Source organism: Rothia amarae (genome assembly GCF_042677725.1).
GTDB lineage: Bacteria > Actinomycetota > Actinomycetes > Actinomycetales > Micrococcaceae > Rothia > Rothia amarae.
Genome location: NZ_JBHUCN010000013.1, coordinates 301,423 through 317,220, shown reverse-complemented (window position 1 = coordinate 317,220; position 15,798 = coordinate 301,423). Strand labels below are relative to the sequence as shown.

Genomic DNA, 15,798 nt, shown 5'->3' with positions numbered 1-15,798 from the left:
ACTATCAAGAGTAAGCTCGAAAGGGCTATTCACATTCTATGTGAGCCCTAGGGTGCTTCTAAAGTTGTGAATCACTCTTTCAAGGATTCAAGAAGAAAGGTGCCTTATGCCCGGCATGAACCTTACGCGCGCTGAAGCTGAAGAACGCGCATCCATCATTACACGCGTTGATTCTTACGCAGTGACCGTTGATCTCACTGCGGATGAAAAAGTCTTTCCCGTTCAAGCTGTCATCACTTTTGATGCGGTGGAAGGTCAGAGCACATTCATCGATGCAATTACCGATTCAGTGCGATCAATTGAACTCAACGGCGAGTCCCTGGATACTTCCCATGCTGATGGCGTACGGATCCAATTACCTGCTCTTGCCAAGAAAAACGTGCTAAAAATCGATGCCGATTTTCTCTATACCAATACCGGCGAAGGTTTGCACCGATTCGTTGATCCGGTAGATAGCGAAGTTTACCTATACTCACAGTTTGAGGTTCCCGATTCTCGCCGCGTATTCCCTGTTTTCGAACAACCAGACCTCAAGGCAGAATTTGAATTTACCGTCAAGGCACCCGCCCATTGGGAAGTAATCTCAAATCAACCAGAAGTTTCACAAGATTCCCTTGAAGGTTCAAAGACCTGGAAGTTCAAGCCAACTCCCCGCATTTCTTCTTACATCACAGCTCTCATTGCGGGGCCATATGAAAAAGTCACCTCATCTCTGACGAATTCAGAGGGACGCGACATCGCGTTAGGTATTTTCGCTCGCAAATCTCTCATGGAATATCTAGATTCTGAAGAAATCTTTACCATTACACGTCAGGGGTTCGAGTTCTATGAAGAACAGTTCAAAACCCCTTATCCCTTTGAGAAATACGACCAACTTTTCGTTCCCGAATTTAATGCCGGCGCCATGGAAAATGCCGGTGCCGTGACCTTCCTCGAAGATTATATTTTCCGCTCTAAAACCACAGAAGCTCTCATTGAGCGCCGCGCTGTAACCGTTCTGCACGAGCTAGCCCATATGTGGTTTGGCGATTTAGTCACCATGAAATGGTGGAATGATTTGTGGCTCAATGAATCTTTCGCTGAATTCATGTCTACGCTTGCCACCGCAGAAAACACTCGTTTTGCCTCTCAAGCATGGGCAACGTTCTCGGCATCTGAAAAGACATGGGCTTACCGCCAAGATCAGCTCTCTTCAACCCACCCCATCGTCGCACCAATCCGCGATTTGAACGATGTCCAGGTCAACTTTGATGGCATTACATATGCCAAGGGTGCTTCTGTGCTTCGCCAAATGGTGGCTTGGGTCGGACAAGAAAATTTCATGGCAGCACTCAGCGAATATTTCACCAAACACGCCTTTAAAAACACCGTTCTGGCCGACCTTTTAGTGGAGCTTGAGGTAACATCCGGCCGAGATATCAAAACCTGGTCCAAGAAATGGCTAGAAACAGCCGGCGTCAACACTCTCAGCACTGAGGTCGAAGAAGCTGAGGACAAAATTTCCTCGCTAAGGATCCGCCAGAGTTTTGCCGATGGGTATGAAACGCTTCGACCGCATCGCTTGGTAGTGGGTTTCTATAATCTCACAGATGGCACTTTGACTCGCACCGACCGCTTCGAGCTGGATATCGACGGCGAAAGCACCGAAGTTACAGAAGCAGCTGGTAAGAGCCGTCCTGATCTCATTCTGGTTAACGATGAAGATCTCGCCTACGCCAAGATTCGTTTGGATGAGAAATCCCGAGAAACAGCTATATCGCATCTAGGTGCGATCGATTCTCCAGTAGCACGAGGAGTGGTATGGGGTTCGCTCTGGGATACCACCCGCGATGCAGAGATGCCGGCCCGCTCTTTCGTCGACTTGGTGCTGAACAACATCGGTGAAGAAACGAACTCCACTGCTGTTCGAGTTCAACTCGCTAACCTGGAACTGACTTTACGTTCTTACGTTGCCCGTGCCTCCGCTGAGAAAACCCGTATTGAGGCAGCCAACCGACTCTGGGAAATCACACAGGCGGCCAAAGCTGACTCCGATAACCAGCTACAATTTGTGCGCACCTTCGCTCGCCTAGCGGAAACCGAAGAACAGCTAGATGTGGTGGAATCGTTACTCACAGGAGAAACCGTTTTAGAGGGTCTTGAGATCGATACCGATTTGCGCTGGACTCTCGTTACCTCTCTTGCAGCTGGCGGACGGCGTACTGAGCAGGATATCGACGCCGAGCTGGAGAAAGACAATACTTCGAACGGCCAGCAGGCTGCTGCAACTGCCAAGGCTTCAATCCCTACCGCCCAAGCAAAAGAAAACGTATGGAACGACGTCGTAGAGAGCAATAAGCTTTCTAACATTATTCAGCGCTCGGCAATTGCAGGTTTCTTTAGTGGAAATAAGAATGAGCTTACCGATGCTTACATAGATCGGTATTTCGATTCTGTGGAAAAGGTCTGGCGCGACCGCAGTCATGAAATTTCCCAGCAGGTCATCGTGGGGCTTTATCCCCGCAATTACTCTGCTGAGTTGCTGGAGAAAACCGAAAACTTCCTGGCATCCTTGCCTGAAGATGCGGGTTCATTAGCCCGTCAGATTTCAGAAGCCCGAGATGGCGCAGAACGTGCCTTGAGGGTTCAGACAGCTGATATCTAGAATGTATTCAAAAATAACCGGACATCGTTTCTTTGCGAAGAAGCGATGCCCGGTCTCTTATCAATGTCATTGGGCAGTTTTTTCAGAGCGCCTACACTGGTTGCATGAGTGAAAATATCAACCCTCACAGTTTTTACGCCCAAGTAGGCGGCGCCCCCGTCTTTGAGAAATTATGCCGGGAATTTTATCTGCGCGTTGCCGCTGACCCTGAATTCAAGGCAATGTATCCCGAAGAAGATTTAGAACCGGCAGAGCGCCGCTTGCGGATGTTTCTCGAACAATATTGGGGTGGACCGAAAACATACCAAATTGAAAGAGGTCACCCTAGGCTCCGTATGCGACACATGCCTTTTGCAATTGGTCCTAAAGAGCGGGATATGTGGCTGGGTTATATGCGTGAGGCGGTTGATACGTTGAATCTATCCCCGTTGCACGAGGCAGAGCTGTGGGATTACCTCGAACGATCGGCGCACGCAATGCAAAACCGCGCGTACTCGGCAGAGCACCCACACAATCATCCCGAGTAAATCTATTTACCCCGCTTTGAAAGAATATATCCCCCAGGCGCGGTTATTCTTACCCACTCACCACTGCAAAAAACGCGTAACGTACCTTCAAATACTGGGGGTAGAAAGCCCATCACGACGGCGGTAAAAGCCACCGCGCTGGGGAGTTCAACCTCTTGCAGCAACACCGTGTTGCTTTCTGCTTTTAGCTCTAGAGATGAAGTCCAGATGCGCGAACGAACAGTATCGAGTACTGCATGTCCGGGATTTTGAGGAAGAGCTCCGTCAACGGCTTTCATGCCCTCACTGGCGGCGGTGAAAAGGTCGTCTGCGTCAATGACCCCTTTTTCTTCCCACCCCTGTAAGGGCGGTGTGGTCCCGCTCCACGGCGCAGAAACAGTTACAGGCGGGATTTTGAGGAAATAATTTTCTTCGGCAATGCGAGCCAATCTATCCAGAAGTACAGAACTTTCGACGACGACGTCCACATGGGCAGGAGTTTGAAGCCTCATGGCGCGCATTCCCAACACTGTGGGGGTGGTATCTAAAAGTGTTTGGGGGTATAGCGTACTTACAAATGCGGCAAGAACTGAGCCGGAAGCGGTCAGCCGTACAGCAGCTTGAGAATCTACGGATCTTATCCGGGTAATAAAAGTTGCTAGGTCTTTTGCTGTCCTGGCATCGCCTAGATGTAGGGAGTCAGGGAATCCGCTCTGAGATGAATTTTCTGCCACGGTTGCCTTTCTACTGCAGATTAGAAGGTAAGTACATTCAATAGATTACCGCGTTGTGAGAAGGTAAGAACATGTCCGATAGCACAGAACGTATTGAAGAAAAGACCGCTGGAGTACCGGCAGTTGATGACCTCCTCCGCATGTTGCAACTCAATCCAAAGGAATCTAAAGACGGCTTCGAAAGCTTTGAAGCGATGACGCTTAACAGGGAATCCAGCCGTATTTATGGTGGTCAGGTCCTTGCCCAAGCAATTGTTGCTGGGGCCCAGTCAGTTGCCGCAGACCGCACCATGCACTCGATTCATGCATACTTTGTGCGGCCAGGAGACGTTGACCAGCCACTGTCCTTTAACGTCAAGAAACTTAACGACGGAAGATCATTTTCTACCCGACGCATTCAAGCCTCGCAGGCGTCTGAAGAAATCTTTTCTGCCATTGCCTCCTATCAAACTGATACTCAAGGTGCCGAGCACAGCTCCCCCGCTCCTGAAAATATCCCCGATCCAGAATCTTTGCCCACGGTGGCTGAACTCGTCGGGCATGTTCCTTTGCCCATTGCCCAGGCAATCGCCTTTGAACGCCCCTTTGACATCCGACATGTGGAGCCACCGCTGTGGCTCGCGGCAGATCCCGAGCGCAAACCCAGTACAGCAATCTGGTTCAAAGCTTTCGCTCCACTAGGTGATGACCCCATCATCCACCAAGCTGCAATCGCCTACGCCTCAGATTACGTGCCTGTTGAACCTGGCCTGCGAGCGCACGGCAAGTACTGGCTGGAGCAAGGTATGAAGGTTGCTTCCCTCGATCACGCGGTGTGGTTTCACCGCCCGGCGCGTGCTGATGAATGGTTGCTGTATGTGCTGGATTCACCCAGTGCTCAGGATGCACGTTCGTTAGCGACAGGCAAGATTTTTACGGCAGAAGGAGTGCATGTGGCTACTGTTGCGCAGGAAACGATGCTTCGCTTGCCTGAATACCGGGAGAATATTACGGCTCCCTACCAGGATTAGTCAAGTTTTCCCGGGTCTTAAATGAATGCCCAAAAGCCCCATTGATCTGCGTGAACAATGGGGCTTTTGGTGTGGTTTCAGAATCGATTAGCGGGTGAGCTTGCGGTGAACCACGCGCTTGGGCTTGGCTGCCTCAGGGCCCAATCGCTCTACCTTGTTTTCCTCGTAGGATTCGAAGTTACCTTCGTACCAGTACCAGTTATCGGGGTTTTCTTCGGTACCTTCCCACGCAAGGATATGGGTGGCGACTCGGTCGAGGAACCAGCGGTCGTGTGATACGACGACTGCGCAACCGGGGAATTCCAGGAGTGCGTTTTCAAGCGATGCGAGGGTTTCGACGTCGAGGTCGTTGGTCGGTTCGTCCAAGAGCAACAAGTTGCCGCCCTGTTTCAGAGTGAGAGCTAGGTTGAGGCGGTTACGCTCACCACCGGAGAGCACTCCTGCCTTCTTCTGCTGATCTGGACCTTTGAAGCCGAAGGCGGAGACGTAAGCTCGAGAGGGCATTTCTACCTGCCCGACCTGGATGTAATCGAGTCCGTCAGAAACTACTTCCCAGAGGGTCTTTTCAGAATCGATGTTTGCTCGGTTCTGATCCACGTAGGAAATCTTGACGGTATCGCCGATTTTGAGTTCGCCGCCGTCGAGCTCCTCCATGCCCACGATGGTCTTGAAAAGGGTCGATTTACCGACGCCGTTAGGACCAATAACACCTACGATGCCGTTTCGAGGCAGCGAGAAGGACAGACCGTTGATGAGGGAACGACCGTCGAAGCCTTTCTGCAAGTTCTCAGCTTCAATGACGACGTTACCCAAGCGAGGTCCTGGAGGAATCTGGATTTCCTCGAAGTCCAGCTTGCGAGTCTTCTCAGCCTCTGCTGCCATCTCTTCGTAGCGTGCGAGACGAGCCTTGGACTTCGTCTGACGGCCCTTGGAATTCGAACGAACCCAATCGAGTTCGTCGGAAAGGCGTTTAGCGAGCTTGGCGTCCTTCTTACCCTGAACCTCAAGACGGGCGCGCTTCTTCTCCAAGTAGGTGGAGTAGTTACCTTCATAAGGGTAGAGGTTGCCGCGGTCAACTTCAGCAATCCATTCAGCGACGTGATCCAAGAAGTAACGGTCGTGGGTTACAGCAATAACTGCGCCCTCGTAGGACTTCAGGTGCTGCTCAAGCCACAGAACGGATTCAGCGTCGAGGTGGTTGGTGGGCTCATCGAGCAGAAGAAGGTCGGGTTTCTCCAGCAAGAGCTTGCACAGTGCCACACGACGGCGCTCGCCACCGGAGAGGTTTGAAACGGGGCTATCGGCAGGAGGGCAACGAAGTGCTTCCATTGCCTGCTCAAGCTGAGAATCGAGATCCCATGCATTGGCGGCGTCGATAGCCTCTTGAAGTTTTCCCATTTCTTCCATGAGCGCGTCGAAGTCAGCTTCGGGGTTCGCCATCTCTTCAGAGATTTCGTTGTATCGATCAAGTTTGCCCTTGATTTCGCCTACGCCTTCTTCGACGTTGCCCAATACAGTTTTTTCTTCGTTCAGCGGGGGCTCCTGAAGGAGGATTCCCACGCTGTAACCGGGTGATAGCCGCGCTTCACCGTTTGATGGAGTGTCAAGTCCAGCCATGATTTTAAGGATGGTTGACTTACCAGCACCGTTAGGGCCAACCATACCGATCTTGGCACCGGGGAAGAATGACATGGATACGTCATTGAGGATGACTTTATCGCCCACAGTTTTGCGGGCTTTGCTCATCGTATAAATAAATTCAGCCATATTTATAAGGCTACCGTGTTCCGTCAAATATTCCACGCCCGTGTAGTTTGCTCTCCTCTTGAGAACAAAAATAGATGCAGTGAGAAGAGAGATTGGCTGTGCAGTGCGGACCCGCCTCATCGAGCGAGGTGGGTCCACCGGGGTGAAGGGTTGTTATACCATGGCAGTTACTGCTTCGTTATTTGTGGTATTTCCTTCTACCAAACCATGTGTATCTGGTGCGTTGTCTCCAGCATTTTCTGATGGGTGGAAAGTTTCAGATTCTGAAGAGATACCATTGTGCTGCCCATTTTCTGAAGTATCCGGGATAGAGCTCTTTTGAGTTTCGCCCTGTGTATCAGGATGAATGGCACGATTGAAAGAAGATGTTCCTAGATTCAAGTCATGGCCAATCGCTGATGCATCGATTTCAACTGTGGTGCCCTTGCGTCCGTCGTCGTTGCTCCACTGCTTGACGTTAAGTCTGCCGGTGACAATCACTGGCTGCCCGACGAAAATACTTCGATTGGCGTGCTGGGCGAGCGCCCGGTAGGAGTTGATGGTGTACCAATTCGTGGTTCCTTCGCGCCACACCTGCTGCTGCGCGTCGTACCATCGAGGAGTTGACGCAACTCGAAAGTTTGCAACAGGAAGTCCTGAGGGCAGTTTGTTAAGCGTAGGGGTAGTGGCTACGAATCCGCGGATGGTGATCATATCTGTCATGGTTTACTCCTGAGTGTGAAAATAAAATTTGTTCTCTCATTGGAGCTCATCGCGGGTTTTCGTGCCGGGTGAGGAGTCGTAAACCTGTGGATATCTTCCCTTATTTATCTGAATTTTTGGTTTTGTGGAAAAGTCTGTGTCTTTCCACAAGCGGGTTATCCACAGCTAGAATTTTTCCTCGCTCCCGGCGCCTTTCCAGGCTTATCGTGGTGCCATGATTGAAATCCACCCGCAACAAACTCATAAATATGCACCCTCGCTGGCTCGTCCCCGGTGGGTTCGCGGCGAACTAACCGAAACCTACTACCGTAAAGAATGGTCGCAGGTGTCCCTCGTTCAAGAAGAAGTTTTTGAACAACTGTGCCTTCTCACTTTTCAAGTGGGGTTAGGTTTTGAAACCGTCCTCAAGCATCGGTCAGCAATCGCTACTGCGCTGTGCAACTTTGACTTAGACGCTCTTGCGAATCTCACCGATGAAGATTTGATAAAAATCTGCACGGATCCCGCCGTCATTAGAAACCTACAAAAATTCAGGGCGTGCAGAAATAATGCGCAGATAGTTGTTAAGTATGAAATTAATCTTGCACAAATTTTCATAGATGCGTTTGAGAACTATCCCACCGTCTCAGATTACGAATCCTTGCCACAATATTGTGAAGAATCCATAGAATTAGCTAAAGAATTGACAGGGCTCGGAATAAAATTTTGGGGGCCGACAGTGCTTTGTTCAGCTGCCCAAGCACTCGGTCTCATTCAAGTCATTGAAGAAAACTAGCTTGCGACCTCAACGTTTCTCCTCTTAAACGAGTAGGGACGGAGATGAAAGTATTTGGCGCCTTCTCCCCTGCTTCGCTACTGTGGAGGAATGAAGAGCCCCGTAACTGACTACCTCAACGAACTTCTCGAGCGTAACCGCAATCATGACGGTGGCGAGCGCGCCTCCTACATCCCCGAATTGGCTCGCGCTAATCCTCATCGTTTTGGGATTGCCATGACGACTGTTGAGGGACGTACCTACTCCGTGGGGGATGACAACATTGAGTTCACCCTCCAATCTATGTCCAAACCTTTTGCATATGCAGCAGCTTTAGATATGCACGGCAAAGAGTATATGAGCGAACGAGTTGGAGTGGAGCCCTCGGGCGAAGCTTTCAACGAGCTCTCAATTGAAGAAGATAGCAATCGACCCGATAACCCCATGATTAATGTGGGGGCGATTGCCGTTCACGGATTGTTGTTAGAGAAGGATACCCCGAGCCAGGAACGCATTGAGTATCTTCGCGAATTTTTCTCCCGCTTGGCTGGCCGAGAGTTGACGATTGATCAGGATGTCTTCACTTCAGAGCTCGAGACCGCAGAGCGCAATTTTGCCATGGGGCACATGCTGAAGGGCTTGAGCGTCTTTGATGGGCCAGCTCACGGGGTGGTGGAAGGCTATATCGCCCAGTGCGCCGTCAAAGTCAATATTCGCGATCTTTCTGTCATGGGCGCCACGCTATCCAATGGGGGTATCCAGCCGCATACCGGTGAACAGGTTATTGAACCTTTGGTAGCCCGCCAAGTACTTTCAGTGATGGTCTCTGCAGGAATGTACGATGCCTCGGGGACCTGGTTTGCGGATGTCGGCATTCCTGCGAAATCTGGAGTTTCAGGCGGTATTCTAGGTGTCCTGCCCGGTCAGTTGGGTCTCGGAGTCTTCTCTCCTAGCCTGGATGCCAAGGGTAATAGCGTTCGAGGAATTCGCGTATTCAAAGAGCTTTCTGATCGCATGGGTCTGCACATCATGGACACTGAGGCATACAGTTACCATGCTGTTCGTGCGGTCCGGCAGGTGGGCGATGAACTGATTATTGAGCTTCAGGGACGCTTGGAGTTCTCCAACGCCGAAGAAATACTTTCTCAGCTTGAAGAGTTGGAATACAACTGTACCGACGTCGTCATAGATTTGACGCGGGTCAGTGAAGCTAACCGGGTGGGCCGGCATATGCTACTCGATGGTTTGCACCGGCTACAGGAAGAGGATTTACAGGTATCGTTGCTGGATCCAGATAATATCCTTAAATTCAAGAATTCTGCGCACGACGACGGCATCCACTACCTGCGTTCGCGGCAGAAATAGCTTGCGCAGAGGATAGGACATATCAGATTCGGTGCGTCCCATAAATCGCCCTTTGGTACAGCAATAAAAAAATAACCCGTCTGACTAGCGTTACTTCTCGTCAGACGGGTTATTCGGTTGTGCCCCAGGAGGGAGTCGAACCCCCGACCAAGAGATTAGAAGGCTCCTGCTCTATCCACTGAGCTACTGAGGCGACAGTTCACAGAGTGAACCTTCCCCATATTACTCATTTCTCAAGGGCAGAGCAAAGAACGCTCATTAGATGATGACCTGGTAGATGGAGGAACGCTTTCCTCGGCGAAGGACTCTCCGCGTTGCCGGGTCAATGAACACCAGATAACTCGCATAGGCCAGTGAAATGACGACGGCTATGAGACGCCCCATATTCATGTCGAAGTCCTGAATGTAGGGAGAAACATCGAGCTGGTCGCTGACTGCGTAAATCATGAAGAACAATGTGGTAATGAAGTAGAAGTCTAATTGCCAATCAGTTCTAATGCCGGATGCGGCAAGGAATGGAATGATCCAGAGCAGGTACCAGGACTGGATCATGGGTGCAAAGATGACGATGCAACCCAGCGATATACCAATTCGTCGAACCAGTTTGGAGTCTTGCCCCACAAACATCACTAGGACGGCGCCCAACATACCGATGAGCTTCCCCATGGAACCAATGGCATCGCGAATAGTTTCGGCGGTTTCTCCGCCCAAGAGCGGGGTAAAAATCATGCCCGCCATCCAGGCAATAAAACCAACCGGTGCATACCAAATCAGCTGACCGCCAGTCGTGGAGAGCGCACCGACCCAGCCGAACCCAAAACCGTTGATGAGGCCCATTATGCCCAATTCCGCCAGAGATACGGTCAATGTCAAAGCCCAGAACATAAACTTTCGGGGCCATGATGCTCCTCGCCCTGCCCACAGTAAACCAATGAAGGGCAAGATCACCAGAGCAATAGGCTTGACAGCGATCGCTAGGGTAACCAGTGTGATTCCGAGAATTCCACCCTTCCAGTTACGATGAGCGGCAGCAAAATATGTTCCCGCTACGGCAAATCCGGTCATCAAAGCGTCATTGTGCCCTGCGGTTACAAACTGAGCGATGAAGAGAGGGTTAGCGACGACCAACCAGAGCGCTCGGACGCCGTTAATATTGTGCAAAGCAGCAATCTTAGGCACAAAGTAGGCAATGAGAGCTACACCAAAAACTGCAACTCCGCGGAAGAGATAGATACCTAAATCGACGTTTGTTCCCGCCAGCCATGCAACCCCTTGTTCGATCCAGAGAAAGATGGGGCCGTAAGGCGGAGGCGACTGCGCCCATAAAGGATCTGCTCCATACTGGAAGAAATTGTTGATAGAGGAGACGCCCACTTCATAGGGGTTCTGCCCACTGAGCATCACTCGCCCCTGAGCAAAATAAGAAAATATATCTCGGGAAAAGAGCGGGAATGCGATAAGTTGAGGGGTAGTCCAGCACACGATAGCCAACCAGGTATACCGTTTGGCATTTCCCCTCCATACGATGAGTTTTTGGGACAGCCGGAGCCATTCACGGCACATAATCATGCCACCTACTGCAAGCAAAATAATGCAGAGAATAATCCCCGAAATGTTGTAACGCAAGGAGATTACAAAGGGGATTCGTTGCAGAGGGGAAGCATCCGCAAGCCATCCCACGCCAAATGAGCCCACCATCATCAATAGCGATCCCAAGGTACCGAGCACTATGGTACGTAATGGGTTGCCATAAATATATTTAGATCGCTTGCCTACTCGCTTACTAGCGGGTCGCTGAACCTTATTTGCAGACATTGGGCTCCTGCATCGCGGGATTTACTGAACTCTCCTGATATTACCGAACCCGAACACCCCTACTGACCACCTGGTAGACACTACTTCTGTGAAATATCACCAAGTATTCTGCTGCAGAGCGAAAATGCTGAGTAGAGCTCGCCTGGGGAGTAAGTTAGAAGGGTGTCTATTTCTAATGAACGAATTGTATGGATTGACTGCGAGATGACAGGGCTCTCTTTGGAGAACGATGCTCTGATTGAAGTCGCAGCACTTGTGACCGATGCAGAACTCAACATATTGGGTCAAGGTGTAGATGTCATTATCAAGCCTGACCCTGCTGCGCTGGAGAACATGGATGATTTTGTAACGAACATGCATAAGACATCTGGTCTACTCGATGAACTAGAACAGGGAATCTCAATGGGAGACGCCGAGCGTCAGGTGCTCGACTATATTCAGGAGTTTGTACCCGAGCCGCGCAAGGCACAACTTGCGGGAAATTCAATCGGCACAGACAAGACTTTCCTCAGCCGGGATATGCCTGAACTGATTGATTACCTTCACTACCGCGTTATTGATGTTTCAACCATTAAGGAACTTTCCCGCCGTTGGTTCCCCAAAGCTCACTACAATGCCCCGGCCAAGACTGGAAACCATCGCGCCCTTGGAGATATTCGGGATTCGATTGATGAACTTCGTTACTATCGCGAAGCCGTTTTTGTGCCGGCACCAGGGCCTGATTCCAAGGCAGCCTCTGCAATCGCACAAAAGGTGCAGAACAGCAGGCAGGAGCTAAGCTAAGAACCTTTCACCGCAGAGTGATAACCATCACCGCGAAAGTGCTCTGTTCAATTTTGGTTTTTGAGCGAATTCCAGTAGAGTATTCTCTGTTGCCAAGCACGGATGAAGAAATTCATTGAATGTAGAAGCACATGGTGGTCGTAGCTCAGTCGGCAGAGCGCCTGGTTGTGGTCCAGGAGGTCGCGGGTTCAACCCCCGTCGATCACCCCAAGAATAAAGGGTCGTTATGGTTTCCATAACGACCCTTTTTTTGCTTTATCTATACCCTCTATACACGCTCTGAACCAGAAGTTTTCAGGAGTTGAAATGACTATCCGGCCAATCGTTATCCACGGAAACCCCGTACTTCATCGACCTGCTCAGCCCGTCACACAGTTTGATGCTGAGTTAAAGACTCTCATTGAAGATATGTATGAGACCCAGGAAGCCTCCCACGGTGTAGGACTTGCCGCTCCCCAGATCGGAGTGGGGCTGCGTCTGTTTACCTACTCCTTTGAGAATGAGGACGGCGTACCGCCCGTTGGCGTAGTCATCAACCCCCTCCTCACCCTGGGCAAAATCTCTACGCAGGACCCAGAGCCTGAAACCGAAGATGAGGGCTGCCTCTCATTCCCCGGCTATAGCTTTCCTCTCAAACGAGCTGAGTGGGTCAAAGTTTCGGGATGGGACGCCGAAGGTAAGCCTCTACAGTTTGAGGCAACCGGCTGGTTTGCGCGCGTCATGCAACACGAAGCTGATCACCTTGATGGCAAACTCTATATAAATCGCCTCAACAAAAAGTGGGGGGCAAAAGCTAAGAAAGTGGCAAAGCGAGAAGATTGGACCCATGAGGGACACCAATGGACGCCAGGAGTAGACCCAGACCCCTTTGGCCACTAAGGAAGAAGATATCAGGCAGAAAAAGGGACGGGACGCTCTATGAGCCGGGTTTTGTACTTGTACAACAAGTGGCAATCATCCATCTAGGCCCTACGTTGCCGTAGAGCTCAAGCAGCCTACCCGAGCATTTCGACGCACAGCCTACTTCATGCTCTGTTTGACCTTGCTCCGAATGGGGTTTACCAAGCTATCTCAGTCACCTGAGATACTGGTGAGCTCTTACCTCACCTTTTCACCCTTACCTCGTAAAAGGCGGTCTTTTTTCTGTGGCACTAGCCTGCAGGTTACCCTGAGTCGACGTTATCGACCATCCTGTGCTGTGGAGCCCGGACTTTCCTCGAGGTGGACATTACATCTCACCGCGCGATTGCCCGAGCGTCCCGTCCGTCTCTAAACTTTACTACACTTGAAGTCATGCTTATTTTGTTACCCCCATCAGAAGGCAAAGCTCCAGCGTCAAAGGGCGAGCCGGTGGACTTCGCAAATCTCAGCTTTTCTGAGTTGACCGAAGCGAGAGAGTTGGTAGCGAAAGAGCTCATGACGGTTAGCAGTCACCACGATGCTCCCCAGCTCCTCAAGGTAGGCAAGACACTTAGCTCAGAGATTATTCGTAATCAGAGGATTCTTGCGGAGCCAGCCGCTGCCGCTGCTGAAGTTTATACGGGCGTCTTGTATGAAGCTTTAGACTATTCATCGTTCACCGCAGCTCAAAAACAAAGAGCAGATTCGTCCATCTTAGTTATTTCTGCCCTGTGGGGTGCTCTGAAACTCACCGACAGAATTCCCGCTTACCGGCTATCGATGGGCATTCGATTAGGAGAATGCGGTAATCTCGCAACATTTTGGCGAGGGGAACTTTCATCCCTCCTAGCAGACTACGCCCAGGGCCACCTCATCATCGACTGCCGATCAGCGGCGTATTCCAATGCCTGGAAACCACCTCAGGCGCAGACCTATTTAGTCCGTGTCGAGCAAGTGCAAAAAGACGGCAGCAGAAAAGTAGTATCCCACTTCGCTAAACACTATCGAGGGCTACTGGCTCGCTATCTCATAATGGAAAAACTTCTATCCTGCGATTCCATAGAAAAACTTTCAGAAAAGCTTAACTCTCACTGGACCGTTGAGATTACCCCCGCAACACCGAAGCAAGCGGGGATCCTCACGCTGGTGGTGCCCGCTCCCCCGGTAGCCTGAAATATTAGACCAATACTCTCTTACTTCAAGAGAGCAGTGCTTGCCGATCCATCTACGACGCTGGTGGAAACAACGAAATCCCACGGGTCAGTATTGAGTTCAGATACGTAGGTTTCAATTTCGAATCCCTGTTTTACTAATCGCTGTTTCAGGGCTTCTGCCGCGTCCGTCATCCATAACCACTCGCTGGCAAAATGCGAACAATCAATCAAACAGGGTGTGCCTAAGCCAGAAATCAAGGCAGTTTCACGAGCTTCAGAGGCAGGATGATGGCGCAGGTCAGCTGTAATATATACATCTGCTTGATGGGCTCGTACGGCGTCAAAGAGGGAGTCTCCCGCGCCGGTACACAGGGCAATTTTTTGGATTTTGGTCTGAGGGGTTCCGGCTACCCGCAGACCAGCGGCTGTTGCCGGCAGAAAATCCGCAATTTTCTCTGCGAGTTCCTTCAGAGTAAGGGGGGCAGGAAGTGAACCTACTCGCCCGATTCCAACTTCAACCTGTTTTCCCTCAATTTCCACAGTCTCAGGGGAATCTAGAATTTCTGTTGCAGCAATCCCCAGATTCTTCATGAACGCATCGTTGGTTCCCAGAGGAGCAGAATCCACGTTTGTATGAGCACCAAGTAATCCGCAGTGGTTCTCAATCAGAGTATGCACCACCTCGCCCTTATAGTCACTCGCAGGCAAGAATGATGTTCCCTTAAGCAAAAGTGGATGGTGAGTAATCAGCAATTGGGCATTGCGCGATACGGCCTCATGGGCTGTGGCTACCGTGGCATCAACCGCAAAGCCCACGGTACGGACCGGGTCGGATGGGCGCCCTGTCACCTGGCCGCTGGCATCCCAGCTCTCTGCAATCGAAAGGGGAAACATCTCGTGGAAGACTTCTAAAACTTTTTCTAATGAAGGTACATTCTGAGTATTCATACAAGGTATTGTCTCAGAAAATTAATTGAGATCACGAGGAATTTCCACCTCAGGGCATTCGTTGAAATGTATAAATCAACAAATTTCAGTGAATGATTGAAGGGAAATATCAATCCAATGCAAAGTTTTGTAGTGGGCGCAGGATGTTTTTGGTGCATTGATGCGGTCTATCGAAATATCCGAGGCGTTCAATCAAATGTGGTGGGATATACAGGCGGCGCCACCGATAACCCGGACTACTATAGCGTCTGTTCTGGTCAAACAGGCCATGTAGAAGTAGACAAAGTGACCTTCGATGAAACGGTGATACCCGCAGACGTCATGTTGGATATCTTCTTCACTTCGCACGATCCCACCAGCTGGGATCGCCAAGGCGCCGACGTCGGCTCCCAATACCGTTCAGCACTTTTCTATGAAAATGAAGAACAAAAACAACTTTTCGAAGCGGCAAAGAAACGTGCCGAGCAGGTGTGGGAACGACCGGTAGTTACCGTGATTGAGCCGCTGGGGACCTTCTGGGAAGCTGAAGAACTCCACCAGAATTTCTACCAGAAGAATCCTTACGCTGGGTATTGCATGGCCATCGTCAACCCTAAGGTTTCTAAAGTACGCCAGCAATACGCTGAATACCTCTTGTGATACAACCCTAAACATTACAAAACATTTCTCAAATATTACTGCTTCCTTCTTAATCTCCGTAAAGTAGTGAGGGAAGC

The 15,798-nt window shown here is 50.5% G+C and carries 14 protein-coding genes, 2 tRNA genes and 1 other RNA gene; 10 read left to right on the top strand and 7 right to left on the bottom strand.

Going from position 1 to position 15,798, the window contains the following annotated elements; translation table 11 throughout:
* Positions 1–106: 106 nt before the first annotated feature.
* Positions 107–2,644, top strand: a complete 2,538-nt coding sequence (pepN, locus tag ACFR81_RS08270) for an aminopeptidase N (RefSeq protein ID WP_343875041.1) — start codon at positions 107–109, stop codon at positions 2,642–2,644.
* A 104-nt stretch (positions 2,645–2,748) separates the two neighbouring features.
* A complete protein-coding gene (locus ACFR81_RS08265; protein ID WP_343875043.1) occupies positions 2,749–3,171 on the top strand; it encodes a globin in 423 nt (140 codons plus the stop codon).
* Positions 3,172–3,173: 2 nt separating this feature from the next.
* Here the strand turns inward: ACFR81_RS08265 and ACFR81_RS08260 are convergent, their stop codons facing one another.
* A complete protein-coding gene (locus ACFR81_RS08260; RefSeq protein WP_343875045.1) occupies positions 3,174–3,884 on the bottom strand; it encodes a DUF8185 domain-containing protein in 711 nt (236 codons plus the stop codon).
* A gap of 71 nt (positions 3,885–3,955) precedes the next feature.
* On the opposite strand from ACFR81_RS08260, the gene ACFR81_RS08255 reads away from it, so the two are divergent.
* The gene (locus ACFR81_RS08255) at positions 3,956–4,894 is read left to right on the top strand and encodes an acyl-CoA thioesterase (protein WP_190618472.1); all 939 of its coding nucleotides are present in this window, start codon (positions 3,956–3,958) and stop codon (positions 4,892–4,894) included.
* An 87-nt stretch (positions 4,895–4,981) separates the two neighbouring features.
* On the opposite strand, the gene ettA is transcribed toward ACFR81_RS08255, so the two are convergent.
* Positions 4,982–6,661, bottom strand: coding sequence for an energy-dependent translational throttle protein EttA (gene ettA / locus ACFR81_RS08250; protein WP_068170078.1), 1,680 nt, complete (start codon positions 6,659–6,661; stop codon positions 4,982–4,984).
* 153 nt (positions 6,662–6,814) lie between these two features.
* Complete coding sequence (locus ACFR81_RS08245) at positions 6,815–7,363, bottom strand: single-stranded DNA-binding protein (protein WP_068170081.1); 549 nt, start codon at positions 7,361–7,363, stop codon at positions 6,815–6,817.
* Between the two features lie 214 nt (positions 7,364–7,577).
* On the opposite strand from ACFR81_RS08245, the gene ACFR81_RS08240 reads away from it, so the two are divergent.
* Both ACFR81_RS08240 and ACFR81_RS08235 read left to right on the top strand, forming a co-directional pair.
* Positions 7,578–8,138: a DNA-3-methyladenine glycosylase I gene (locus ACFR81_RS08240; RefSeq protein ID WP_343875053.1), complete on the top strand. Its 561-nt coding sequence runs from the start codon at positions 7,578–7,580 to the stop codon at positions 8,136–8,138.
* A gap of 90 nt (positions 8,139–8,228) precedes the next feature.
* Complete coding sequence (locus tag ACFR81_RS08235) at positions 8,229–9,482, top strand: glutaminase (RefSeq protein WP_343875056.1); 1,254 nt, start codon at positions 8,229–8,231, stop codon at positions 9,480–9,482.
* Positions 9,483–9,602: 120 nt separating this feature from the next.
* Here ACFR81_RS08235 and ACFR81_RS08230 read toward each other — a convergent pair.
* Both ACFR81_RS08230 and mptB read right to left on the bottom strand, forming a co-directional pair.
* Positions 9,603–9,675 (bottom strand) — tRNA-Arg (locus ACFR81_RS08230).
* Between the two features lie 65 nt (positions 9,676–9,740).
* Positions 9,741–11,297 (bottom strand): polyprenol phosphomannose-dependent alpha 1,6 mannosyltransferase MptB, encoded by a 1,557-nt coding sequence (mptB, locus tag ACFR81_RS08225; RefSeq protein ID WP_343875058.1) that lies wholly within the window; start codon positions 11,295–11,297, stop codon positions 9,741–9,743.
* A 162-nt stretch (positions 11,298–11,459) separates the two neighbouring features.
* Here mptB and orn point away from each other — a divergent pair, with 162 nt between their 5' ends.
* The 3 genes from orn (at position 11,460) to def (ending at position 12,959) form a co-directional block, all read left to right on the top strand.
* Complete coding sequence (gene orn, locus ACFR81_RS08220) at positions 11,460–12,080, top strand: oligoribonuclease (protein WP_145173110.1); 621 nt, start codon at positions 11,460–11,462, stop codon at positions 12,078–12,080.
* 134 nt (positions 12,081–12,214) lie between these two features.
* A tRNA-His gene (locus ACFR81_RS08215) sits at positions 12,215–12,290 on the top strand.
* Between the two features lie 96 nt (positions 12,291–12,386).
* Positions 12,387–12,959, top strand: coding sequence for a peptide deformylase (gene def / locus ACFR81_RS08210; RefSeq protein ID WP_190618468.1), 573 nt, complete (start codon positions 12,387–12,389; stop codon positions 12,957–12,959).
* 24 nt (positions 12,960–12,983) lie between these two features.
* Here the strand turns inward: def and rnpB are convergent.
* Positions 12,984–13,342, bottom strand: an RNA gene (gene rnpB / locus ACFR81_RS08205) — RNase P RNA component class A.
* A gap of 31 nt (positions 13,343–13,373) precedes the next feature.
* Between rnpB and ACFR81_RS08200 the strand changes: the two genes are divergently transcribed.
* Positions 13,374–14,153: a YaaA family protein gene (locus ACFR81_RS08200; protein WP_068170096.1), complete on the top strand. Its 780-nt coding sequence runs from the start codon at positions 13,374–13,376 to the stop codon at positions 14,151–14,153.
* A 20-nt stretch (positions 14,154–14,173) separates the two neighbouring features.
* On the opposite strand, the gene ACFR81_RS08195 is transcribed toward ACFR81_RS08200, so the two are convergent.
* Positions 14,174–15,082: a Nif3-like dinuclear metal center hexameric protein gene (locus ACFR81_RS08195; RefSeq protein WP_068170099.1), complete on the bottom strand. Its 909-nt coding sequence runs from the start codon at positions 15,080–15,082 to the stop codon at positions 14,174–14,176.
* Between the two features lie 117 nt (positions 15,083–15,199).
* Between ACFR81_RS08195 and msrA the strand changes: the two genes are divergently transcribed.
* Complete coding sequence (msrA, locus tag ACFR81_RS08190) at positions 15,200–15,721, top strand: peptide-methionine (S)-S-oxide reductase MsrA (RefSeq protein WP_068170100.1); 522 nt, start codon at positions 15,200–15,202, stop codon at positions 15,719–15,721.
* The last annotated feature ends 77 nt before the right edge of the window (positions 15,722–15,798 follow it).